This is a genomic window from Polaribacter sargassicola, from assembly GCF_021991835.1.
Taxonomy (GTDB): domain Bacteria; phylum Bacteroidota; class Bacteroidia; order Flavobacteriales; family Flavobacteriaceae; genus Polaribacter; species Polaribacter sargassicola.
Genome location: NZ_JAHDAU010000005.1, coordinates 51,921 through 76,260 on the forward strand (window position 1 = coordinate 51,921; position 24,340 = coordinate 76,260).

The 24,340-nt window shown below is 26.0% G+C and carries 22 protein-coding genes and 1 pseudogene; 20 read left to right on the plus strand and 3 right to left on the minus strand.

Features of this window, described 5'->3' with window-relative positions:
- Nucleotides 1-35: 35 nt before the first annotated feature.
- The 19 genes and pseudogenes from KI686_RS09370 to KI686_RS09455 all read left to right on the plus strand — a co-directional run bounded on the left by KI686_RS09370 (nucleotide 36) and on the right by KI686_RS09455 (nucleotide 20,208).
- Complete coding sequence (locus KI686_RS09370; RefSeq protein WP_237589023.1) at nucleotides 36-839, plus strand: polysaccharide pyruvyl transferase family protein; 804 nt, start codon at nucleotides 36-38, stop codon at nucleotides 837-839.
- Complete coding sequence (locus KI686_RS09375) at nucleotides 823-1,845, plus strand: glycosyltransferase family A protein (RefSeq protein ID WP_237589024.1); 1,023 nt, start codon at nucleotides 823-825, stop codon at nucleotides 1,843-1,845. The genes KI686_RS09370 and KI686_RS09375 overlap by 17 nt, the downstream gene beginning before the upstream one ends.
- A gap of 1 nt (nucleotide 1,846) precedes the next feature.
- Entirely contained in the window at nucleotides 1,847-2,755 is a 909-nt protein-coding gene (locus KI686_RS09380) for a glycosyltransferase family 2 protein (RefSeq protein ID WP_237589025.1), read from the plus strand.
- 10 nt (nucleotides 2,756-2,765) lie between these two features.
- A complete protein-coding gene (locus tag KI686_RS09385; RefSeq protein WP_237589026.1) occupies nucleotides 2,766-3,929 on the plus strand; it encodes an acylneuraminate cytidylyltransferase in 1,164 nt (387 codons plus the stop codon).
- Nucleotides 3,919-4,794 (plus strand): N-acetylneuraminate synthase family protein, encoded by an 876-nt coding sequence (locus tag KI686_RS09390; protein WP_237589027.1) that lies wholly within the window; start codon nucleotides 3,919-3,921, stop codon nucleotides 4,792-4,794. The genes KI686_RS09385 and KI686_RS09390 overlap by 11 nt, the downstream gene beginning before the upstream one ends.
- A gap of 12 nt (nucleotides 4,795-4,806) precedes the next feature.
- Entirely contained in the window at nucleotides 4,807-6,201 is a 1,395-nt protein-coding gene (locus tag KI686_RS09395) for a CDP-glycerol glycerophosphotransferase family protein (RefSeq protein WP_237589028.1), read from the plus strand.
- Nucleotides 6,202-6,360: 159 nt separating this feature from the next.
- A pseudogene (locus KI686_RS16890) lies at nucleotides 6,361-6,540 on the plus strand (UDP-N-acetylglucosamine 2-epimerase); the annotation flags it as partial.
- A gap of 4 nt (nucleotides 6,541-6,544) precedes the next feature.
- On the plus strand, nucleotides 6,545-7,513 hold the full coding sequence (locus KI686_RS09400; protein WP_237589029.1) for a glycosyltransferase family 10 domain-containing protein: 969 nt from the start codon (nucleotides 6,545-6,547) through the stop codon (nucleotides 7,511-7,513).
- Nucleotides 7,514-7,541: 28 nt separating this feature from the next.
- Nucleotides 7,542-8,615 (plus strand): glycosyltransferase family 4 protein, encoded by a 1,074-nt coding sequence (locus tag KI686_RS09405; RefSeq protein WP_237589030.1) that lies wholly within the window; start codon nucleotides 7,542-7,544, stop codon nucleotides 8,613-8,615.
- On the plus strand, nucleotides 8,612-9,745 hold the full coding sequence (locus tag KI686_RS09410; protein WP_237589031.1) for a glycosyltransferase family 4 protein: 1,134 nt from the start codon (nucleotides 8,612-8,614) through the stop codon (nucleotides 9,743-9,745). Before KI686_RS09405 ends, KI686_RS09410 begins: the two co-directional genes overlap by 4 nt.
- Complete coding sequence (locus KI686_RS09415) at nucleotides 9,745-11,301, plus strand: glycosyltransferase family 2 protein (protein ID WP_237589032.1); 1,557 nt, start codon at nucleotides 9,745-9,747, stop codon at nucleotides 11,299-11,301. Before KI686_RS09410 ends, KI686_RS09415 begins: the two co-directional genes overlap by 1 nt.
- Complete coding sequence (locus tag KI686_RS09420) at nucleotides 11,291-12,289, plus strand: glycosyltransferase family 2 protein (RefSeq protein ID WP_237589033.1); 999 nt, start codon at nucleotides 11,291-11,293, stop codon at nucleotides 12,287-12,289. The genes KI686_RS09415 and KI686_RS09420 overlap by 11 nt, the downstream gene beginning before the upstream one ends.
- On the plus strand, nucleotides 12,286-13,410 hold the full coding sequence (locus tag KI686_RS09425) for a glycosyltransferase (RefSeq protein ID WP_237589034.1): 1,125 nt from the start codon (nucleotides 12,286-12,288) through the stop codon (nucleotides 13,408-13,410). Before KI686_RS09420 ends, KI686_RS09425 begins: the two co-directional genes overlap by 4 nt.
- Nucleotides 13,403-14,479, plus strand: coding sequence for a glycosyltransferase (locus KI686_RS09430; protein WP_237589035.1), 1,077 nt, complete (start codon nucleotides 13,403-13,405; stop codon nucleotides 14,477-14,479). Before KI686_RS09425 ends, KI686_RS09430 begins: the two co-directional genes overlap by 8 nt.
- Nucleotides 14,476-15,804 (plus strand): O-antigen ligase family protein, encoded by a 1,329-nt coding sequence (locus tag KI686_RS09435; protein WP_237589036.1) that lies wholly within the window; start codon nucleotides 14,476-14,478, stop codon nucleotides 15,802-15,804. The genes KI686_RS09430 and KI686_RS09435 overlap by 4 nt, the downstream gene beginning before the upstream one ends.
- Nucleotides 15,794-16,807, plus strand: a complete 1,014-nt coding sequence (locus KI686_RS09440) for a glycosyltransferase family 4 protein (RefSeq protein ID WP_237589037.1) — start codon at nucleotides 15,794-15,796, stop codon at nucleotides 16,805-16,807. The genes KI686_RS09435 and KI686_RS09440 overlap by 11 nt, the downstream gene beginning before the upstream one ends.
- Entirely contained in the window at nucleotides 16,807-18,096 is a 1,290-nt protein-coding gene (locus tag KI686_RS09445; protein WP_237589038.1) for a phenylacetate--CoA ligase family protein, read from the plus strand. Before KI686_RS09440 ends, KI686_RS09445 begins: the two co-directional genes overlap by 1 nt.
- Complete coding sequence (locus tag KI686_RS09450) at nucleotides 18,089-18,832, plus strand: glycosyltransferase family 2 protein (protein WP_237589039.1); 744 nt, start codon at nucleotides 18,089-18,091, stop codon at nucleotides 18,830-18,832. Before KI686_RS09445 ends, KI686_RS09450 begins: the two co-directional genes overlap by 8 nt.
- Nucleotides 18,829-20,208 (plus strand): exopolysaccharide biosynthesis polyprenyl glycosylphosphotransferase, encoded by a 1,380-nt coding sequence (locus KI686_RS09455; protein WP_237589040.1) that lies wholly within the window; start codon nucleotides 18,829-18,831, stop codon nucleotides 20,206-20,208. The genes KI686_RS09450 and KI686_RS09455 overlap by 4 nt, the downstream gene beginning before the upstream one ends.
- On the opposite strand, the gene KI686_RS09460 is transcribed toward KI686_RS09455, so the two are convergent.
- The 3 genes from KI686_RS09460 to KI686_RS09470 all read right to left on the minus strand — a co-directional run bounded on the left by KI686_RS09460 (nucleotide 20,188) and on the right by KI686_RS09470 (nucleotide 23,500).
- Nucleotides 20,188-21,369, minus strand: a complete 1,182-nt coding sequence (locus KI686_RS09460; RefSeq protein WP_237589041.1) for a lipoprotein N-acyltransferase Lnb domain-containing protein — start codon at nucleotides 21,367-21,369, stop codon at nucleotides 20,188-20,190. The two genes, KI686_RS09455 and KI686_RS09460, sit on opposite strands and share 21 nt — an antisense overlap.
- 5 nt (nucleotides 21,370-21,374) lie before the next feature.
- Nucleotides 21,375-22,445: a putative type IX sorting system protein PorV2 gene (locus KI686_RS09465; protein WP_237589042.1), complete on the minus strand. Its 1,071-nt coding sequence runs from the start codon at nucleotides 22,443-22,445 to the stop codon at nucleotides 21,375-21,377.
- Nucleotides 22,446-22,516: 71 nt separating this feature from the next.
- Nucleotides 22,517-23,500, minus strand: a complete 984-nt coding sequence (locus KI686_RS09470) for a YheT family hydrolase (protein ID WP_237589043.1) — start codon at nucleotides 23,498-23,500, stop codon at nucleotides 22,517-22,519.
- 99 nt (nucleotides 23,501-23,599) lie between these two features.
- Between KI686_RS09470 and KI686_RS09475 the strand changes: the two genes are divergently transcribed.
- On the plus strand, nucleotides 23,600-24,331 hold the full coding sequence (locus KI686_RS09475; RefSeq protein ID WP_237589044.1) for a CDP-alcohol phosphatidyltransferase family protein: 732 nt from the start codon (nucleotides 23,600-23,602) through the stop codon (nucleotides 24,329-24,331).
- The last annotated feature ends 9 nt before the right edge of the window (nucleotides 24,332-24,340 follow it).

Genomic DNA, 24,340 nt, shown 5'->3' on the forward strand with positions numbered 1-24,340 from the left:
TCTTTACAAAGAAACCAAAAGTATTTTGGTGGTCAATGAAAGATTCAAAACAATCATCAAAAGAAAATTTCGGTGATGTATTAACACCATATTTGATTAAAAAGTTATCAGGATTTAATCCTATAAACTTTAATCCTTCTAGTGGTTATGCTTATTTTATAAAACACTCAATGATGGTTGGGAGTATTATAAGTAGGTCTAAGAAGAAAACAAAAGTTTGGGGTAGCGGAATCATAAAAAAAAATGAAGACATAAAAGGAGGTGTTTTCTTAGCTGTTAGAGGGCCTAGAACTTATAAAAGGGTGTTAGATTTAGGATTTAAATCTAATAAAATATTCGGTGATCCAGCTCTTCTTTTACCAATGGTTTATAAAAATAAAATTAATAAAAAATATAAATTTGGAATTATTCCTCATTATGTTGATTATGAAGTAATTTACGCTATTTATCAGAATAATAAAAGTGTAAAAGTTATTGATTTAATGATTAATGTAGATGAAGTAGAAAATATTATTGATCAAATAAATGAATGTCATTATATAATATCTAGTTCATTACATGGAATTATAGTAGCTGATACCTACAATATACCTAATGTTTGGTTAAAATTTTCTAATAAGTTATCTGGAGATGATGTTAAATTTTATGATTATTTAGAGTCTGTAAACAGAGTTGTAAAAAATGTGAATAGTATAGAAGAAATTATTGTGAAAAGTGATTATAGCTTATTTGAAAATACAAGTGAAAATATTCTAGAAGAAATGAGAAAATCATTATTAAGTGTTTATCCGTATAAAGTAATATTAAAAGAAAAGGACTTTTATGCGAATAGGAAATAATCCACATAAAGATTTAGAATATAAAATTAAGTGTTATGGGCATCGTGTAATTATTCCTGTATACATTCCTAATCAAGAAGGATATTTTAAGGATTCTCTAAGTATTTTAAAAGTATGTATTAGTAGTTTATCAATAACAATTGACAAAGATTCAGCAATTACTGTTGTAAATAATGGTTGTTGTAAAGAAGTAATAGATTATTTAAACTATTTATTTGAAAATAATACAATTCAAGATTTAATTCATACTGAAAAAATAGGGAAATTAAATAGTATTATAAAGGCTGTTAAGAGTAGTTCAGAACCATTAATTACAATTACAGATGCAGATGTTAAATTTCTACCAGGATGGTTACAAAAAACGATTGAAATATATCAAAATTTTCCAAAAGCAGGTGTGGTAGGAATTGTTCCACAGTTTAAGCAGTTTGAGAATTTAGGATATAATGTAATTTTTGATAGATTATTTGATTCAACTATAAACTTTACAAAAGTAAAGAATCCTAAAGCTTTAAAAATGTTTTATAATAGTATTGGTTGGAGTGATGATTATAATAAAGATTATCTAAAGTATAATTTAACTATTTCAAGTAAAATCAATAGAAATGTAAACGCAGTTATAGGTAGTGGACACTTTGTAGCTACTTATAAAAGAGAATTATTTGATAATAATATTGAGTTTTCTAATTATTTATTGGGAGGAAATAGCGAAACAAGTATTTTAGATTTTCCTTGTGTAAAAAAAGATTTATGGAGGCTTACTACAGATGATAATTATGCATATCATATGGGTAATACTCTAGAATCTTGGATGGAAGAGAAGATTGATTGCGAATCACAAAATAAAATAGAACTTCCATTTTTAATAACTAACAGCATAATTTTAAAGGATAAAAAAAATAGTTTTTTCTTAAAAACAAAAGTAATGAGGCTTTTTTATAAAAGATTTAAAAAGGTTTTTTATAAAAAATGGGGTTTACCAAGTGAGTTACATAAAACCTATTAAGATGATAAAATACTCATTTGTTATAACCACTTATAATAGGTTAAAAGATTTAAAGAAAACTTTAAAATCTTTAGAAAATATTCTTAACAGAAAAGATGTAGAATTACTTATTTGTAACGATGCATCTTCAGATGGAACAAAAGAGTTTTTAAATCAATATTATAGTAACTCTACATTAATACACAATAAAAAAAGTAAAAGCCTAATTCATAACAGAAATGTTTTAAATAATAAAGTAAAAGGTGAGTATATTATTTCTTTAGATGATGATGCAAATTTTCTATCTGAAAATGTTTTAGAAGAAATAGATAAATGTTTTGTAGAAAATCCTAAAAGTGGTGTTCAGAATCTAAGGATTTTTTGGGGTAAAGAAAATCCAATAAAAGTAACAAGTACAGATAATTATGAATTAAATAAAGGGTTTGTAGGGTGTGGACATGTATGGAGAAAAACAGCATGGAATTCCATTCTTAATTACCCTGCATGGTTTGTTTTTTATGGAGAAGAAGAATTTGCATCTTTTCAATTATTTAAAAAAGGATGGCAGGTTTTATACAATCCTAAAGTATTAGTTCATCATAGAGTAGATATTAAATCTAGAAAAAAACAGAAAGATTATAGAGTAAGGTTAAGAAGGTCTTTGCGTTCTGGTTGGTATCTTTATTTTTTATTTTATCCAATAAATAAAATACCTAAACTATTTGTTTATACCCTGTGGGTACAAATAAAAAAGAAAACTTTTAAGGGAGATATAAAAGCTACAATTGCTATTACACAAGCTTTGTTTGATCTTGTTTATAATATACCTAAATTAATAAGAAATGCTAATAGGTTAACACCTAAAGAGTTTAAAGAATATAAAAAACTACCTGATACAAAATTGTATTGGAAGCCTAAAAAGACTGTTTAAAATATTTTAAATGAAAAAAGTAGCAATCATACCGTTAAGAAAAGGTTCTAAAAGTATAAAAGGGAAAAATAAAAAGAAATTATTAGGGAGACCTTTATTTTCTTGGGTGTTAGAAGAAGCTATTTTTTCTAATTTAGATGAAATTTATATTTTTACTGATGATGAAGATATTATTGATTTTGTAAATAAACATTACCAATGGTCTACAAAAGTAAAAACACTAAAAAGGAGTGATGAAAATGCAAATGATGTAGCTTCTACAGAAAGTGCATTGTTAGAATTTTCAAACCTTATTAATCATAATTTTGATATACTCTGTTTATTACAAGCTACTTCTCCATTAACTATTTCAAAAGATATAAATGCTTGTTTAAACAAAGTTATTGTAGATGGATATAGTAGTTCATTATCCGTTGTTAGAACACATAGGTTTGTGTGGTCAGAAGATGGAAATCCTATGAATTATGATGTTTTTAATAGACCTAGAAGACAAGATTTTAATGGACTATTAATAGAAAATGGAGCTGTATATGCAATAAAAAAAGAATCCTTTTTAAATTCTAAAAATAGACTAAGTCCAAATATTGGTTTAGTAGAAATGAGTGAAGATACATTAACAGAAATTGATACCGAGAATGATTGGATAGTTGTAGAACAGTTAATAAAAAACAGGTTGCAACACCAAAGAACTGCTAAGCAAATAAAATACCTTGTGTTAGATGTTGATGGAGTATTTACTAATGGTAGAGTTACTTTTAGTAAAGATGTAGAACTTTCTAAAGAATTTGATATGAGAGATGGTATGGGATTGGAGATTTTAAGAGAGCATGGTGTACAGCTTTTGGTAATGACTTCAGAAGATTCAGAATTGGTAAAACAACGCATGAAAAAACTAAAAATAGCAGCTGGTTATTACGGTATTAAAGATAAATACGCCTTGTTAAAATCAATAGCATTAAATAAAAGTATTGATTTTAATCATATAGCATATATAGGAGATGATATTAATGATATGGCTCCGATGTGTGCCGTTGGATGGTCATTTACACCAAACAATGCAATGACAAAAATAAAAGCAATTGCAGATATTACTTTAAATAAAGAAAGTGGAAACGGAGCTATAAGAGAGGCTTCGGAGTTTATAATTAATTATAATAAAAGATATGAGTGTTAACTATAAAAAGCCTTATGTAATTGCAGAAATAGGGTGTAATCATAAAGGAGAAATAGAAATTGCCAAAGAATTAATTAAAATTGCAAAGATTTTTTGTAATTCTGACGCTGTAAAATTCCAAAAAAGAAATAATAAAGAATTATTAACTGAAGAACAATACAGTGCTCCACACCCAAATCCTGCAAATTCTTATGGTGGTACTTATGGAGAACATAGAGAGTATTTAGAGTTTAATATAGAAGAACACAAAATTTTAAAAGAGTATTGTGAAGAGGTAGGTATAGAATATTCAACTTCTGTTTGGGACATTACTTCTGCAAAAGAAATAGCAAGTTTAAATCCTACTTTTATAAAAATTCCTTCTGCTTGTAATAATAATTATGATATGTTAGAGTGGTTGGCAGATAATTATAATGGAGAAATACATATTTCTACAGGAATGACAACTAAAAAAGAAATTGATGATTTGATTAGCTTTTTTGTAGAAAAAGGGAGAAATAAAGATTTAGTTGTTTATAACTGTACTTCTGGATATCCTGTTCCTTTTGAAGATGTTTGTTTGTTAGATATTAAGTTGTTAATAGAAAAATACGGAGACAAAGTAAAACATATTGGGTTTTCTGGTCATCATTTAGGAATAGCTGTAGACATTGCTGCTTTTACTTTAGGAGCTAATATAATAGAAAGACATTATACTATAGATAGAACATGGAAAGGAACCGATCATGCTGCATCTTTAGAGCCAATGGGGTTACGCAAATTAAATAGAGATTTAAAAGCAGTTTATAAAGCATTAACTTATAAAAAATCGGATATATTAGGTATTGAAGAAGTACAAAGAGAAAAATTAAAGTATAGAAAATAGTAATTTGTAAACATGGCAAATAAAAAAATATTGTTTTTACTTCCTGATGGTGGAGGACTTAGAAATTTTGTGTATTCCGATTTTTATAAAAAATTAGAAAAAAAAGAAGTTGAGGTATCTTATTGGAATGGTTCATTTTTTCCAATAAATAAAAAGTTATCTTATAAAGAAATTAAAATAGAAAAAGCAACTACACATTCTTTAACTTCAGTTTTTTCTAGAGCAAGAAAAAGAATTGAACTCAATTTATTTACCGATAAATTTAAGGATGATGTTTACCAAATGTATAAGTTTCCTTTAACTTATAATAATTTAGGAAATACTATAAAAAGTGTAATGGTAAACACTTTAGAGTTATTATGTTCTAATAAAAAAGGATTAAATTTTATTAAAAATAAAATAGTAAAACTAGAAAAAAGTACTCAAAGGTATACAGATTGTAAATCTCAATTAGAGGCTTACAAACCTAATTTAGTTTTATGTTCTAATCAAAGAAATACACAAGCTTTAGCTCCCTTATTAGCAGCTAAAGATTTAGGAATAAAAACAGCATGTTTTATTCAGTCTTGGGATAATGTACCAAAAGCCATGTTGGTTTTAGAAACAGATTATTATTTTGTGTGGAGTGATTTAATGAAAAAAGAACTTTTAAAATACTATTCGTTTATTAGTGATAATGAGGTGATTGTAACAGGTACTCCTCAGTTTGAACCTCATTATGATAATAGTTTAATAGAAAGTAGAATAGATTTTTGTAAACGTTATGGTTTAGATATTAATAAAAAATATATCTGTTATTCTGGTGATGATGAGACAACTTCTCCATTAGATCAATATTATTTAGAAGATTTAACAAACGCTGTACGTAGTTTAAATAATAAAGGAAACAATATTGGGATTATTTTTAGAAGATGTCCAGTAGATTTTTCTAATAGATTTGATGATATTATTAATAAAAACAAAGATATAATTGTACCTCTAGATCCAATATGGAAAGAGTATGGAAATGCTATGAAAGCCAGATATCCAGAAAATGAAGATTATAAATTACTTTCAAATATCTGTCATCATAGTGAAATGGTAACGAATGTGTGTTCTTCTACTGTTTTTGATTTTGTTATACACAAAAAACCTTGCGTATATTACAATTATGAACAACCTCAATTAAAAAAGGGAATTAGAGATATTGGACAAAATTATGATTATGTTCATTTTAGATCTATGCCATCAAAAGAAGCTGTTATTTTTTGTGATTCTAAAGAGAGTTTAGAAAAAATAGTTGAAAATACCTTGTTAAATAAAGTATCTAATGTTAAAAGAGGAACCGAGTGGTATCATATAATTGTTGGTAATGAACCCACAAAATCCACAGAGAATTTTGTGAATTCATTGAGTCAAATTATTTAAGAATCATAATCAACAATCATAAAAAAAAAAGACTAGTTGTATTCGGTTGTTAAATCAATCCTATATAATAATTACAGATAGTGGAGAGGTTCAAGAAGATGCTCCGTCATTAAAAAAACAGTTTTGGTAACTAAAGATGTAACATAAAGACAAGAGGCGGATATAGAAGGAACAGTAAAATTAGTAGGGACAAATCAAAATGTAATAATTAAAGAGGCTATTAATTTACTTGATAGTAGAGATGCTTATAATACTATGTTTGGAAATAAAAATCCTTATGGTAATGGAGCAGCATCAATGCAAATAGTAAGTGTTTTAAAACAATTAACAGTAAATTAGTTTTATGAAAGTTAAAATAGAAAGATATTTTAAATATCCAGATTTAAAGAGACAGACTCCCAATAATTCAATGAATTGGAAGGAATTTGTTTTTACTGAAGATGATATAGAAGAATGTGATTATTTAGTTATTTTAGAATATCCTTCAAATGACTTCTCTATTAAAGTAAATAAAAATAATATTATTCATTTATGTCTGGAGCCTCCAAATGAAATTTCTAAGTACAGACAATATGCAAATAAAAGTGTTAAATATAATTATAATCAATTAGATACAAAAAATGGTAATATTTTATCACACGGAGCTCTCCCATGGCATATTGGGAAAGACTATGATTATTTAAGTCATTTAAAAGTAGAAGATTTAAAAAAGGAGAATAAAATAGTATGGGTCACTAGTAATCAACGTAGCTCAAAAGGACATAGCAATAGAATGCATTTTTTAGATTCAATTAAAAATTTGTCATTTATTGAGTTGTACGGAAGAGGTATTAAACCAATAGATGATAAATGGGATGTTTTAAGTAACTCAAAATATGCAATAGCATATGAGAATTATAAAAGTGAATATTATTGGACAGAAAAAATTATTGACTGTTATTTAAGCTTTACAATGCCCATATATTTTGGGTGTAATCGTATTGATAATTATTTTCCTAAAGACTCCTATATAAAATTAGATCCGAATGATAAACATATTGATTTATTTTTAAAAGAATTGGTAAACTCTAATAAGTGGGAAAAAAATATTGACTCGATACAGGAAGCAAGAGAATTAATTTTAAGTGAATATCAGCTTTTCCCTTTTTTATATAATAAAATTAAATCATTAGAGTCTATTAATGGAAAATATATGACTCAAAAAAAAGAGATGGTTAGTATTTTAGGGGGTGATAAATACTTTAATAATTACCCTAAAAATGTTCTTCTGGAAAAAAAGATTTTAAAAATTAAAAATAAACTAAAAATCTAATAATAAATTAAAATTAATTTTTAATTCAATGAATAAAAAAGTAGCCGTAGTTTGTAATTATATTCTAAAACCAGACAGAATTGGTGGTATGGATAGATTCTTTAGATTGTTTGATGAACAATTAAAAGAAAATGAATATCATGTAGACTGGTTTTTTACAGCATATACTACTTTTGATTTTTATAAAAACTTAAATATTTATAAGGCAAATCATACATCTGTAGAAAAAAAGTTTCTAGAAGTTTCTTGTAATCACAATTATGATATTGTAATTACTCACTTTACTGAACTTTGCACTAAGTTTTACAAAGATGTTAAAAAGCAAAACCCTAATTCTTATGTCGTTGCTGTGGATCATAATCCAAGACCTTTACAAGGATATTCGTTAAAAAAATCATTGGTAAAAAAGGTGAAATCTATTTTGTATTCAACTTATATAAATAGGTTTATAGCAGTTTCTGCCTATTCTAAAAAACATTTAATTAATGATTTTGGACTAATAATTAAAAATAAAATTACTGTTGTATATAATGGTATAGATACCAAAAATTTTATTTCTAAGCAGAATTATAGTTTTACAGCAAAGTTTATTGTTGCCTGCCATTTAAGAAAAGAAAAAGGGTTACAACATTTACTTAAAGCACTAAATAATTTAAAAAAAACGTATTCGGGTAGTATTATAGTAGATGTATATGGTGAAGGACCTTATGAAAATGAGTTAAGAAAGAAAACAGAAGAATTTAAACTAAGTAAAATTGTTAACTACAAAGGGTCTGTAGATAATTTATCAGAAATATATCATCAATATGATTATTTAATTCACCCTTCATTAGGAGAAACGTTTTGTTATAGTGTTGTAGAGGCTTTATTGTGTAAATTACCAGTAATTACAACTAAAAACGCGGGTAATGTATTAGGATTGATAAAAGAAGAATACAATGGCTTTCTTTTTATGGAGCAAGACATAAATAAACTAACCGAAATTTTAAAGAATATTCTTACTCATCAAATTAAAATAGAAGAGTCTAATTTTAATTGTATTAAAATTCCAGATTTTACTTTAGATAATATGGTTAAAAATCATCTAAGAATATTACCATGAATATAGCTTTTATTACACCAGAATATCCTATAGCTAGTTTTAAAGGAAACATTGGAGGTATTGGAACTTTTACAAAAAACTTAGCAGAACAGTTGGTTATGAAGCAATGTAAAGTAACTGTTTTTATTCACAGTCAACCTAAAGAAGATATTGTTATTGAAAATGGTGTAGAAATACATTTGGTAAAAAAAAATGTAGTAAAAGGTATAACTTGGTTTACCAACAGAAGATCATTTAACAAGTATGTAAACCATATTGTACTTAAAAATAAAATTGATGTTATAGAAGCTCCAGAGTGGACTGGGTTTACGGCTTTTATGAAATTTAAATGCCCTTTTGTTATTAGACTACATGGGTCTGATACTTATTTTTGTGACTTAGAAAAAAGACATGTTAAATACAAAAATTATTTTTTTGAAAGAAGAGCTATAATAGGAGCAGATAAAATTGTTGGAGTTAGTGAGTATGTAGCAAAAAAAACGCAACATTTGTTTAAGTTAAAAAAAAACATAGATGTTGTTTATAATACCATAGATACCAATTTATTTACTCCAAATCATGGGCAAATAAAGCAAAAATCGTTGCTTTATTTTGGAACTGTAGTTAGAAAAAAAGGTGTGTTAGAAATTGCTAAAGCTTTTAATAAAATTATTGAACAAGACTGTACAGTAACCTTAACTTTATTAGGAAAAGATAACGTAGATGTGTTTACTAAAAAATCTACCTTAGAATTATTTAAAGGTTTATTATCAAACAAAGCATTAAAAAACTTTACATATTTAAATGCTGTCCCTTATAAAGAAGTATTGGCACATGTTCAACAATCAGAAATAATTTTACTACCTAGTTTTGCAGAGGCTTTTCCTATGACTTGGTTAGAGGCTATGGCATTAGAAAAAAAAATGGTGACTTCTAATATTGGTTGGGCTAAAGAATTAATGATAAATGGAATTACCGGATTTATGATTAACCCAACAAATACAGATGATTTTAAAACTAAGACATTAACTTTGTTAAATAATAAGAAAGAAGCTAGTAAAATGTCTATAAATGCTAGGAAAAGAATCGTTAATGAGTTTGATAGTAAAAAATCAATAGAAGAGAATATTAAATTATATAAGGGCTTATAATGATTATTTTATACCACGACGGAACTTCTGCGATAGAGTATAAAAATACTCAGACAAATGTTATTACAAAATGTAATGAGAAAAATATTCAAAAAAGCATGTTTTCTCTTTCTAATGAGTTTAAAAATAGCTTGTTAATTTGGTGTCATCAGAATTTAAAAGATTTCATAAATGAAAAAAAAATTAAAAATATTTTTCATCATGAATTAATTTTAGCAAGTTATAGTTTAAATGGAGAATATGTACTTTCAAAAGAAATAGGATTTGTAGATCAGCATTGTTTTATTAATATAAAACAAGATGTTCTTTATCCTACATGGTTAATGTCTTCGAATATCGGAGGTATTAATTCGAATGTTTTAATCAAATTCAAAGAATTTACAAGTATAAAGCAATCTTTTGATGAGTTTTTGTGTAGTTTAGCAAAAATAGGGATGCCAAAAGGTTTATTATGTTATTCGGAACCTAATTTATTAATATCTAAACCAAAGCATGTTTTACCTAAATTTAAGAATAAAAAATATTTATTATTCAAATTTGTTAAAAAACATTATAAAGTACAATGGGTTTTTATATTGTTGTTAAATTATCTACTATACAACAAGCAATTTCCTTTTGTAGCTTTTGTTAAAAGCTTATGGGGTAAAAAAGACAAAACTTTTTCTACTGATTTCTCTGATTTACAAGTCAAATCTATTAAAGAAAGTATTGTTAAAGATTCTTTCAAAGTAGATGTTTTAATTCCTACTCTAGGACGTAAAGAACATTTGTTTAATGTATTAAAAGATTTATCTCAACAAACATTATTACCTAATAAAGTAATTATTGTAGAGCAAAATGGATTGGAAGGTTCTGTATCCGAATTAAATTATCTAGTAGATAATGATTGGCCTTTTAAAATAGATCACACATTCATTCATCAATTAGGGGCTTGTAATGCTAGAAACATAGCATTATCTAAAGTAACAGGTAACTGGGTGTTTTTTGCAGATGATGATGTTAGATTTGATAATGATTTATTAAAAAGTACATTTGCTTATATACATAAGTATAAATTAACAAGTGTAACAATTAGTTGTTTACAAAGAGGGGAAATAGAAAAGAATAAAGAACTTTTTCAATGGGTGGGGTTTGGTTCTGGAACTTCTATTGTAAAAAGTACATATGTACATAAATGCAGTTTTAAACCAGAACATGAGTTTGGGTATGGAGAAGATACAGATTATGGCATGCAATTAAAAAATTTAGGTTGTGATACTATTTATTTGCCTTTCGTAAAAATGTTACATTTAAAAGCTCCTATAGGTGGTTTTAGACATAAGTTTATGCCAAAATGGAGTAATGATAAAATTCAGCCAAAACCATCACCAACAGTAATGGCATATCACTTAAAACATTTAACTAAAGAGCAATTAAACGGGTATAAAATAATACTTTTTATAAAATTTTATAAAAGACAATCTATTAAAAATCCAATAGTATATTTAAAAAGTTTTAATAAACGATGGAAGGTAAGTATAAATTGGGCTAAAAAAATGATGGAAAATGAAGTTTAGCCTAATAATTTGTACATATATGCGACCTACAGCTTTGTTAAGGCTCTTAAAAACAGTGGCTACACAAAGTTTATATCCTGATGAAATTTTAATTATTGACGGTTCTATAGATAACGCTACACAAGAAATAATAGAAAAGAATAAGTTTAAAAACTTAATCTATTACAAAGTTGAAGCAGCACAAAGAGGCTTAACTAAACAAAGAAATTTAGGAGTTGAAAAGCTTAGAAAAGATATAGATTTTGTTTGTTTTTTAGACGATGATACGTTGTTGAGTATAGATTATTTTAAAAATATACAAGAGGTTTTTATATCCGATGCTAATATTACAGGAGTAGGAGGCATAGCAACAAATGAAAACAATTGGAAATTGAACTCATCAGATTATTATAATCAAAAAAAATATATTTCTATAGATGGATACCATGTTAAATTAGGTCAAAGACATGTTTTAAGAAATTATTTAGGTTTAGGAAGCAACAAACCCCCAGGAATAATGCCAGAATTCTCTAATGGATTATCATGTGGTTATCCTTTAATAGGTAAAAATTATACAGTAGATTTGTTAATTGGAATGTCTATGTCTTTTAGAAGAAGTGTAGTTGATACTATTAAATTTTCTACCTACTTTGAAGGTTATGGATTGTATGAAGATGCAGATTTTTCATTAAGAGCCTTACAATTTGGAAAAAATGTTTTAGCTACCAATGTACAGTTAGAACACCATCACGATGCTGCAGGTAGGCCCAATAAATTTAAGTATGGTAAAATGGTTACAAGGAATGGGTGGTATGTTTGGAGAGTTAAATATGCCAAACCAAAATTAAGAGCTCGTTTTAAATGGAATGCCATTGCCATTGTTCTAATTTTATTAAGGTTTGTAAACATATTTACTACTAAAAAAAAGTTAGAAGCTTTTACAGAAGCTTTAGGGAGATTTTATGGATTATTGAGTTTAATTTTTAATAAACCAAGTGTACAAAGATGAAATTTGGAATTATAACTCATGCCATTCATAAAATAAAAGATGGACACGTATACGCCTATGAGCCTTATGTACGCGAAATGAATTTGTGGGGTAAATACGTTGATGAAATTATTATTATAGCTCCTGTTGCTAAGGAAGAAATTACAAGTATAGAATCTGCATACCAACATCTTAATATTAAGGTGATGGCTATTCCAAACTTTGATATTACATCTGTAAAAAATCTATTTAAAGCATTGTTAGTAATTCCAAAAATATGCTGGATGATTTTTACAGTAATGAAAAATGTAGATCACATTCATTTACGTTGCCCTGGAAATATTGGATTGTTAGGTTGTTTGGTTCAAATACTATTTCCATCAAAACAAAAAACAGCAAAATATGCAGGAAATTGGGATCCTAAAAGTAAACAACCTGTTACCTATAAATTTCAGAAATGGTTGTTGGCAAATACTTTTTTAACTAAAAAAATAAAAGTTTTAGTTTATGGAGATTGGCCAAATCAATCCAAAAACATTTTACCGTTTTTCACGGCAAGTTATCATCAAACTGAAATTGTTGAGGTTCCAAACAAAGATTTAAAAGAACCAATTAAGTTGATTTTTGTAGGAGGGTTAACCATTGGTAAACAACCCTTGTTAAGTGTTCAATCCGCTCACCAGTTAATAAAAAAAGGCTACAATATTAGCTTAGATATATATGGAGATGGAGTCAAAAGGTTAGAAATAGAAAATTATATAGCATCACATCAACTTAAAAAACATATTACTTTACATGGAAATGTAGATAAAGAAATAGTAAAAAAAGCTTTTCAGCAATCACATTTTCTTATTTTTATATCTAAATCTGAAGGTTGGCCTAAAGTTGTGGCAGAGGCTATGTTTTGGTCATGTTTACCTATATCATCTAATGTTTCTTGTATTGATTATATGTTGGCAGATAATCAAAGAGGAAGTATTTTGAAACATAATGTTAAAATTGAAGATATAGTTATTGAAATAGAAAGCTATTTGAGGAATAAAGAAATATATAAAGATAAAGTATTGAAAGCTCAAAATTGGTCTCAAAAATATACCTTAGATAAATTTGAAAAAGAAATTCAAAAATTAGTTGATGTTTAAAACAGAAGGGATTATTCAAGTTATAGACTCTCTAAATGCAGGAGGTGCAGAGGTTTTGGCTGTAAATATAGCTAATGGATTAGCAGAAGAGGATTATAATTCTCACATATGTGCTACAAGAGAAGAAGGTATCTTAAATAAAAATATTGATAAAAAGGTTGGTTTTTTATCTCTAAAAAGAAAAAAAACTATAGATATAGAAGCAATCTTCAAATTTATAAACTATATAAAAAACAATAACATATTAATTGTACATGCGCATTCTACATCTTATTTTTTTGTTTTTTGTGTAAAATTGTTTTATCCTAAAATAAATCTTATTTGGCATGACCATTATGGGAAAAGTCAAAATTTAGATTCTAGAAAGTTATTTCCATTAAATATTTGTTCTTATTTTTTTAAATCTATTATTTCGGTTAATAATGACTTAAAAAAATGGGCAGAAAATAAACTAAATTGTAGTCAAGTTTATTTTTTACATAATTTTGCAGAATTCACTAATAAAAGTTCTGTAACAGAATTAAAAGGCAATCAAGGAAAAAGAATAGTACATTTAGCTGCTTTTAGAGAACAAAAAGATCATATTAATTTATTAAAAGCATTTAAAATAGTAATTAGAAAATACCCTGATTATAGCTTACATTTAATAGGTGAAATACACAAGAATGATTATTCTGAAGAGATAAAAAGCTTTATTAAGAAAAATAATCTAACAAATAATGTTTATTTATACGGGGTTTGTAGTGATATAGAAAATATTCTTAAGCAATCAGATATAGGTGTATTATCTTCTAAATCAGAAGGTTTACCTGTTTCATTATTAGAGTATGGCTTGGCAAAACTACCAGTACTAGTTACTAATGTTGGTGATTGTAATAAAGTTGTGAATCATAAAAAAGCAATTGTTATTCCTGAGAACAGTAATGTTTTTGCAGAGTATTTAATTAAATTAATTGATAATGATCACTTAAGAGAAGATGTTTCTGCAGTTTTATACAAGTATGTGCATGATTTTTTCTCTAAAGAAAATTTTATTTATAAATTAAAAAAGATATATTTCAATATATGATAGATCAAATTTTTAGAAATAAACTTTTATATATTGGTATTCATTTTTTCTTAGGTTTTATAGTTACTTTTCTACCTATATCTAAAATTTACCCTTTATTAATTATAATAGTTGGTTTATTTATTATTTATAAATCTAAAAATATTAATGAAGAAGCATTATATTTTTCTGCATATTTAGTTGGTGCAGAAGTTTTTATTAGAATGTCTGGGGGGACTCTTTTATATGAGTTGGGTAAATATGGTATAATGCTATTTGTTTTACTAGGCTTATTTATTGGGCCAATAAAACAGAAGAACTCAATATCAATTTTGTTTTATATTTTATTAATATTAGTAGGTATTTTGTTTACAGAAGTACCTCCTGGTGAATCTATACGAAAAGCAATTATATTTAATTTAAGTGGTCCAATATCTTTAGGTGTTTTTGCTATTTATTGTTATAAGAGAATTATTACTATACCTCAATTAAACGAATTACTTTTTATGAGTTTATTGCCCATTTTTTCTATTGTCAGTTATGTGTATTTTAGAACACCTAGTTTAGAAGAATTGGTTTTTAGTACAGGGTCTAATTTTGCTACATCAGGAGGCTTTGGTCCAAATCAAGTATCTACAATTATAGCCTTTGGAGCTTTTATTTTAGCTGTATTTTTGTTTATCAGAGTTAATTTATCTTTTTATATTTTTTTAGATGCATTTTTTTTAGCATACTTCACTTATAGAGTTTTACTGACTTTTTCAAGAGGAGGTTTAATTACTGGTTCAGTAGCTTTTATTTTATTTACTTTTTTTATGTTTTTAAATAATAAAGTTACATTAACTAAAATTACCAAATATATTTTTATTTCAATATTCCTATTTCTTGGAATATGGTTATACACTTCAAATATAACTGGAGGGATGATAGACAATAGGTATGCTGGTAAGAATTCCATAGGTAAAAAAAAGGAAGATGTATCATCAGGAAGGTTAGATATTATTAACATGCAATTAGAAAGTTTTTTAGAATCTCCTTTTTTTGGTATTGGTGTAGGTAATGGAAAGTATAAAAGACTGGAAAGTGGAGAACATGTTACAGCAGCTTCTCATAACGAAGTAGGTAGGTTAATTGAAGAACATGGAATAATGGGGATTTTTGCTTTAATTATACTTTTAACATTACCTTTAGAAAACATTTATTTTAGTAATAATTATCAAAGGGCTTTTTTAGTAGCTTTTTTTGTCTTTTGGTTTTTAACGATAAACCACACTGCAATGAGAATTGCTTTTCCTGCTTTTGCATATGGGCTGAGTTTAATTAGAATTACAAAAGATGATGAATAATAGAATATTGTATATTGGTAATAACTTAACAAAAAAAACAAAGTATAATTCTACTCTAACTGTATTATCTAACTTGTTAAAAGAAGAAGGTTATATTGTAACGGTTTCATCAGATAAAATAAATAAATTTTTAAGGTTATTGGATATGTGTTTTACTCTAATAAAGCACAGGAAAAAAGTAAATTACGTTTTGATAGATACATTCAGTACTATAAATTTCTATTACGCACTTATTATTTCTCAATTGGCAAGATTGTTTAATTTAAAGTATATACCTATTTTACATGGAGGGAATTTACCTAATAGACTAAATAGGAGTAAATTTTTTAGCGATTTAATTTTTAATAATTCTTACCAAAACATAGCACCTTCTAATTATTTAAAATCTGCTTTTGAAAATAAAGGTTATAAAACAATGTTTATTCCTAATATTTTAGAAATTGAAAACTATAATTTTAAGAAAAGAACTTCTTATAAACCAAAGTTATTTTGGGTTAGGGCATTTAAGGAAATTTATAACCCAACATTAGCTATTAAGGTTTTAAATTTATTAAAAAAAGAATACCCTAAAGCAACACTTTGTATGGTTGGTCCTTTTGTAGATAATAGTTATAATGATTGTTTACAATTAGTATCAGAATTACAATTAGAAAACTCTGTAGAGTTCACAGGAGTGCTTTTAAAAGAAGAATGGCATAAAAAATCTGAAGAATTTGATGTTTTTATAAATACAACTAACGTTGATAATACACCGGTAAGTGTAATGGAGGCAATGGCTTTAGGGTTGCCAACGATTAATACAAATGTAGGAGGGATTCCTTTTTTAATAGAGGGTGAAGTTGATGGCTTATTGGTTACAAAATCAAATGAAAAAGAAATGACAAAAGCAATTATATCGATTCTTAAAGAAGAATATCCTAACTTAGTAATTAATGCAAGAGAAAAAGTTGAAAGTTTTAGTTGGAAAAAAAATAGAATTAAATGGATTGAAATACTTAAATAATGATTAAAAAAAATATATATTTAATAGGAAGTAGTGTTAGAAACCCTAGTTTGAAAACTAAATATAATTTTTTAAAAGAATCTGAAAAATGGTCTTTAAAAAAGTTAGAATCTTATCAATTAAAAAAGTTGAAAGAACTTTTACATATAGCATACCATCATTCTGAGTTTTATAAAAATCAGTTTGATAAATTTAATTTAGATATTGATAAAGTTAAATCATTAGAAGATTTAAAGAAATTTCCTACTATAGAAAAAATAGATTTAATAAATCATTCTTCTATGGTACATACTAATTTAAAATTTAAAAAAAAATTTCTAGCCGTAACATCTGGAACATCCGGACAGTCTTTAAAGTTTTATAGGAATGAAGAGTCAGATTCTTTTAATAGAGCAGCTATTCAAAGAGGGTATTCTTGGTACGATGTTAATATTTGGGAGAAGAATGGATATTTTTGGGGTTTTAATTTTTCTTTGTTAAAAAAAATTAAAAATAATATTCTAGATTTTTTACAAAATAGATATAGAATTTTTAGTTATGAAGATAAAATTTTTAAAAAATTTGTAAAAAAATCTAAAGATTCAATCTATATTCATGGTTATTCATCAATGGTATACCATACTGCGGTTTTAATTAATAAACTGAAACTGCCTAAGCCACAGAGAATCAAAATGGTGAAAGGAACTTCAGAAAAAATTTTTGAATCTTATCAAAAAGAAATTCAAAAAGCTTTTGGAGTAAGGATGATTAGTGAATATGGAGCAACAGAATCAGGTTTAATAGCCTTTGAATGTAGGCATGGATCTATGCATATTAATATGGAAGGAGTAATTGTTGAAGTTGAAGATAGTGAAATTCTAATAACAAATTTACAAATGAAATCTTTTCCTATAATTAGATATAAACTGGGTGATTATATTTCTTTATCATCAAGAGATAAAAAATGTTCTTGTGGCATGAATCATCCAATTTTAGAAGAAGTCACAGGAAGGGTTGGGGTTAATGTCTATGGTAAATTAAAAATTTATCCCAGTTTTACATTTTATTATATTTTTAAAAATATATCAAAAACCTATGGAATAGATCTTATTTATCAAGTTATTCAAAATGAAAAGGGAAGTTTAATTTTTAATATAACCAATAAAATAGATATAAATACAGAACAATATATTAAAAATGAAATTATTAAATATTTTAAAGAAGATATGGATTTTTGTATAAATAGTAATGTGATTTTAAAAAAAGGCAAAGGGAAACTGAAAAGTTTTATTTCTAAAGTATATGAATAAATTAGTATCAATTATTACACCTAATTATAATTCAGAAAAATTTATATCACAGACTATAAATAGTGTTTTAAATCAGACTTATCAAAATTGGGAAATGATAATTGTTGATGATGTTTCTACTGATAATAGTACTAAGATTATAGAGTCTTATTCTCTAAAAGATGATAGAATTATACTGCATAAATTACAAAAAAATTCTGGTGCAGCTATAGCAAGAAACAAAGCAATATCTTTAGCAAAAGGTAATTTTATAGCTTTTTTAGATAGTGATGATTTATGGTTACCCAAAAAGTTAGAAGTTCAGTTAGAATTTATGGAAACTAATAATTATCCGATTAGTTATTCTTCTTATGAAATTATAGATGAAAACGGAAAGCCAAAAAATAAAATAATTGAATGTAAAGAGAAATTAGATTATAATAGGATGTTATATTCTAACGAAATAGGATGCTTAACAGCTATGTATAATTCAGATGTTTTAGGTAAAGTTTATATGCCAAATGTTAGAAAAAGACAAGATTATGGTTTATGGTTAAAAATTTTAAAGATGGAGAAATACGCTTTTGGTATACCAAAAGTTTTAGCTAAATATAGAGATAGAAGTCTTTCAATTTCTAATAATAAAGTAGAAATGCTTAAGTGGAATTGGAATTTATATAAGAATGTTGAAAAAAAATCTTATTTTGAGGCTTTTTATTATACATTGTGCAATGTTATTAATAAATTACTAAAATGAATTCAAAATCACATTATGATATATCGGAAAGAAGAGTATTGTTACGTATTTTTGATATACTGTTTATAGTTTTTTCTTTGTTTTTTACTTATAATTTTCTAAGTTTTACGTACATTAATTTTCTTGATGTTCGTATTATTAGATGGCTTTTCTTACTTTCTTTTTATTATCTATTATTTGGAGAAATTTTTCAGTTATACGATTTAAATATTTCTAATAATAAATATACTGTTTTAAGGAGTATCAGCTTAACCGCTACTATAACTACTGTTTTTTATATTTTTACTCCATTTATTGCTCCTGTTTTACCAGAAAACAGGTTGCAAATTGTATACTTTTTATTGATACTAATTATACCTGTACTTTTTTGGAGGTTTATGTATATGTGGCTAATAGTTTCACCTAAATTCTTTAAAAGTGTCGTATTTATTGGTCAATCAGATTTTATTGAAAGCTTGATAAAAGAAGTTCGAAAAGACAATATTCATAACTTAAGAGGTTACATTACAGAGAAAAAGTTGAATGATATTGATGGTTTTCATGATATTTCTAAAGTAAATTTAAATACTGTAATATCTAAAAACCATATAACAGAAGTAGTAGTATCATTAAAAGGTTTATCACCTGAAATTATAAAAAAAATAAATAGCGAATTAATTGAATTATTCGAACACGGGATTAATATTGTTACTTATGAAACGTTTTATGAAAATTTAATTGAAAGAATACCAAAAGAATATTTAAGTAGTAGTTTTTATAAATATATTAATTTCAGCAAAAATAATAGTAACAGATTTTACTTATTAGGTTTAAGAATTTCTGATATTATAATTGGAGTTATTGGACTTATTATTTTTACAGGATTAATTCCTTTTTTGTTGATAGGTAATTGTTTAGGTAATAGAGGAGGCCTTTTTTACACTCAAAAAAGAGTTGGCCAATATGGTAAAGTTTTTAGTATATACAAATTAAGGTCTATGGTAACAAATGCAGAATCTAACGGAGCAGTTTGGGCTAAAAAAAATGATAGCAGAATTACTAGTTTTGGTATGTTTTTAAGAAAAACAAGGTTAGATGAGTTACCACAATTTTTAAATATTTTAAAAGGAGAAATGAGTATTATTGGTCCTAGACCAGAAAGGCCAGAGTTTGTAAAAGACTTAACTGAAAAAATTCCTTTTTATTCTATTAGAAATGTAGTAAGACCAGGTTTAACAGGTTGGGCACAAGTTAATTATCCGTATGCTAATACTATAGAAGAGCAAGAAATTAAGTTGCGTTACGATTTATATTATATAAAAGAAAGAAGTACTTTTTTAGACTTTAAAATTTTGATTAAAACAATTACTACTGTTCTATTTTTTAAAGGTCAATAATTTTTTAGATAAAAAGTAATATCTAAAAAATAAAAGGATTATAATAGGTAATAAAACGATAGGAAATTGTTGAACCTTAGCAATCCATAAGAAAGGAATAGATATTAAGAGCAGTGTTAGAAATAACAAATAACTTTTTAACCATTTAGGTGGTTGTGTTTTTAGTAATAAGAAAGCAACTATAAAATTGGGTCCAAATGCCCATAAAATATTAAAGTTGTTTGGTGCTGTAGAATGTGTAGAAAATAACCAAAGAAAAAGTAATACGCATCCAATTAAACCTGATATAAAAAATAAAATAAAATCTAAATATTTAGTTCTTTTATTTTTTTTGATATCTTTAATTGTAACAAAGATTACTAAAATTGCAATTAAAATAAAAATAAGCAAAGGATTTGAAACGGATATTTTAGGTTCTTTTTCTTTAAATTTTAAAAGATTATTCTCTTGCTTTATTAGTTTATCTGGTTGGTTCTTTATAAATAAACTAGCATCTTTAAAAGAAAGGTATACATAGTCTGGTAAAAACATGTATTGTTTAAAGGTTGCTTTTTTATCTAAAATTGTACCAGCAATTAGATTTAAGCCAAAGCTGCCCCAAGTATTCCAATGAATTTCATTATTAGTTAATTGTCTTAGTGTTTGTTTTTCTTCTAAATTATCTTCATTAAAAGTAACTTTATTACCTAAAATTAATTCTGTTATATCTCTTAATTTGGTAGCACAGTTATCAAAAAAAGGATCGTACAAATATTCACTATTTTCTGGTAACGCATTATCTTCTAGAAAAACAAAAAAAGCTTGTTTTTCTTGCTTGTTTAAATTTAATACTTGTTCTTTTAACCAGCGTTTATCTCTTCTATAGCTTGCTATAAAGTATTTAAAATCATAGCGTGCTAAACTATAAATCATATTTCCCTTGGCAAAATTGGTATAGAAATTAGGTTGATTGAAATCGAACATTCCATAGTTGTAAATTAAATCAAAATTTAAAACAGGATCTTTAACTCTTATAGCAGAGTGACCAAAAGCTTCATATAATTCTTCTCCAGGACCTGCTGTAATGATACTAACTTCTGCATATTTAGAAAGCTGTAGTTGAGCTTTTAAAGGAGAATAAACTGAAATTAGAAATAATAAAAAAAAGTATTTTTTTTTCATAAGAATTAATGTCTAAAAAAACTATAATCTATTGTGATAGAAAAAATGTTAGAATAAAGCGCATTACCAACACTACCAATATTAGTTAATGCATAATCAATTTTAATTCCATTATAATTAAAACCAACACCAAAGTTTGGTTGCATAGAAAGAGATTTTGAGTTGTCAAACTCGGTTATGTATTGAAAATTACCAACACCAGCTCTTAAATAAACAATTTTGTCATAATCTAATTGAAAACCCATTGCTGGGTCTACACTCATAACTTCAGAAGCAAAAACATCATTTGTTTCTGTAAAACGAATATTTGCGTTTATTTCTGTAAGTAAATTAAAAAAATGATTAATATCCCAATATTTAGCAACACCTAGTTGTATTTTAGGCTTGGTTATTTCTGTTGTTTCTGGTAAGTCTTCATTTTGTCCAGGAATTGCGTCCTTAATTTTATTAAACTCATCTTCATTAATAGCCCAACTATTAAAAGTTGTTGTAACATCTCTAGCCATTAAACCAAAGTTCCAAGAGTTTCTTTCAAATTGAATTCCGGCATCAAAGCCAAATCCCCAAGAAGAAGCAAAATCACCAATAATTCTTCTTACAATTTTTGCATTTATACCAAATTTAAGATCTTTAAAAATTAGTTTTTTGGCATATGCAAAATTAAAAGCATAATCTACAGAAGAAAAAAGTTGAATTCTATTAAAATCGATATTTCCTTCATTATCAATTAACTCTGTTGTGTTTAAAATATCATCAACACCAAATCTAATTAAAGAAATAGCAAATGTACTTTCTTTATCTATTGGCATTGCAAAACTAGCATGATTATAGCTAGCAATACCTGCAAAATAAGAGGCATGCATTAAAGAACCTTGATAATCTTCTATACCAACTAAACCGGCAGGATTCCAATAAATAGAATTTACATCGTTAGTTGTAGCAACAACACTTTTACTCATACCTAAACCAGCAGCATCAACACCTATAGACAAAAATTCATTAGAATAATTTCTAAAAGCTTGTGCTGATAAAAATAAAGGAATAATTAAAAAAATAAGTAATAATTTGTGTTTCAAATGTCGAAATATTATTAGTAACAAATATCTAAAAACCTACTAAAATAACAGCAGTTTTTTTAAGTTATTGTTTACAATATAGAAATCTGAATGTTTTCTTTAATAAACCTTTCTAATCTATTTTCTAACCATTTATTTTTAGATGAATTAAATGAAGAAATAAAACCGCAATGACCTCCATAATTTGTGGTTTCAAAAAAGAAATTTTTTGATGCATTGGCTTCTTCATAAGGAAAACATTCTTTAGATAAAAAAGAATCGTCTTTAGAGTTTATAAGTAAAGTAGGTATTTTAATTTTTGATAAATAAGGTTTAGAACTTGCTTTGGTCCAATAATCTTCTGGATTCTTAAAACCAAAAACCGGAACAGTGTATAAATTTTCTAAGTCTTTAAAGCGCTTTGCTTTAATTACTTTGTTTTTATCTAAATAAAATTCAGGAAACTTTTTCGATTTTTTTAGAATTTTAATTTTCATACTTTTTAAAAATCTATTCAAATACAATTTGTTTTTAGATTTTTCTAATTCAATTTCTCCTGTAGCAATATCAATAGGAACAGAAACAGCCATTGCACTTTTTATTTTTGGCGATACATTTTCCGCTTTTTCTCCAATATATTTTAAAGTTAAATTACCACCTAAACTAAAACCTAAAAGAACTATATTCTTATAATCATAATTTTTTAAAAGATGATTTATTACAAAATCTACATCTTCCGTTTTTCCACTGTGATAGGTTCCTAAAAGTAGATTGTCATCACCAGAACAACCTCTTAAATTAAAACAAACAGCATCTAATCCTTTTTTATTTAGATGGTTAGTGGTTGATATTATGTAGTTAGATTTAGAGCTTCCTTCTAAACCATGAATTAATAAAACCAATGTTTGTGAGCCAATTAAAGAAAAATCTAGATCTATAAAATCGTTATCCCAAGTAGTAATTCTTTTTCTTGAATAATTGTCAAATTCTTTTGTAAAAACAGACCTATAAATAGTATTTAAGTGAGCGTTTTTAAAAAGAAAAGAAGGAGAAAAATCGGATACTAATACTGGCATATAAAAATATAATTAAGGCAAATGTCTTAAAAAAAAGTTTATTATCGTCTCCTTGAATAACTGATTTCTTATTTTTGCTTTTAAATTAATTATTTAAATATGACATTAAAAAAACACATTCCTAATTTAATAACACTTGGCAATCTTTTCTGTGGTACAGTTGCAACTATTTTTGCTGTAGAAAGTAATTTTGTAGGTGCTGGTTTATTTGTTGTTTTAGGAATTTTATTCGATTTTTTTGATGGATTTGCTGCACGATTATTAAATGTTTCTGGAGAGCTAGGTAAACAATTAGATTCTTTGGCAGATATGGTAACAAGTGGAGTAGTACCCGGAATTGTTATGTTTCAATTGTTATCTAGTAAAAACATAAGTTCTTTTTCTGATATAACTGATAAAATATTTTTGACTGGTTTTAATTTTGAATTGATTCAATTATTAGGGCTATTATTAACTTTAGGTGCTTGTTATAGATTAGCTAAATTTAATATAGATACAAGGCAATCTGATTCTTTTATAGGATTACCAACGCCTGCAATGAGTTTGTTTGTAATTTCGTTACCTTTAATACAAGAATATTCTACAATAGAGTTTGTACAAAATTTATTATCTAATAATTATTTTTTAATATTAATTACATTATTGTTAACTTATGTGATGAATGCAGAATTGCCTTTGTTTTCTCTAAAGTTTAAAGATTATTCTTTTAAGAAAAACATGGTAGTATATATTTTTCTTTTAACATCATTAATATTAATTATAGCTTTTAACTTTCTTTCTATTCCAATAATTATTATATTGTACATTCTATTATCAATATTAAAAAAATAATTATTTAAA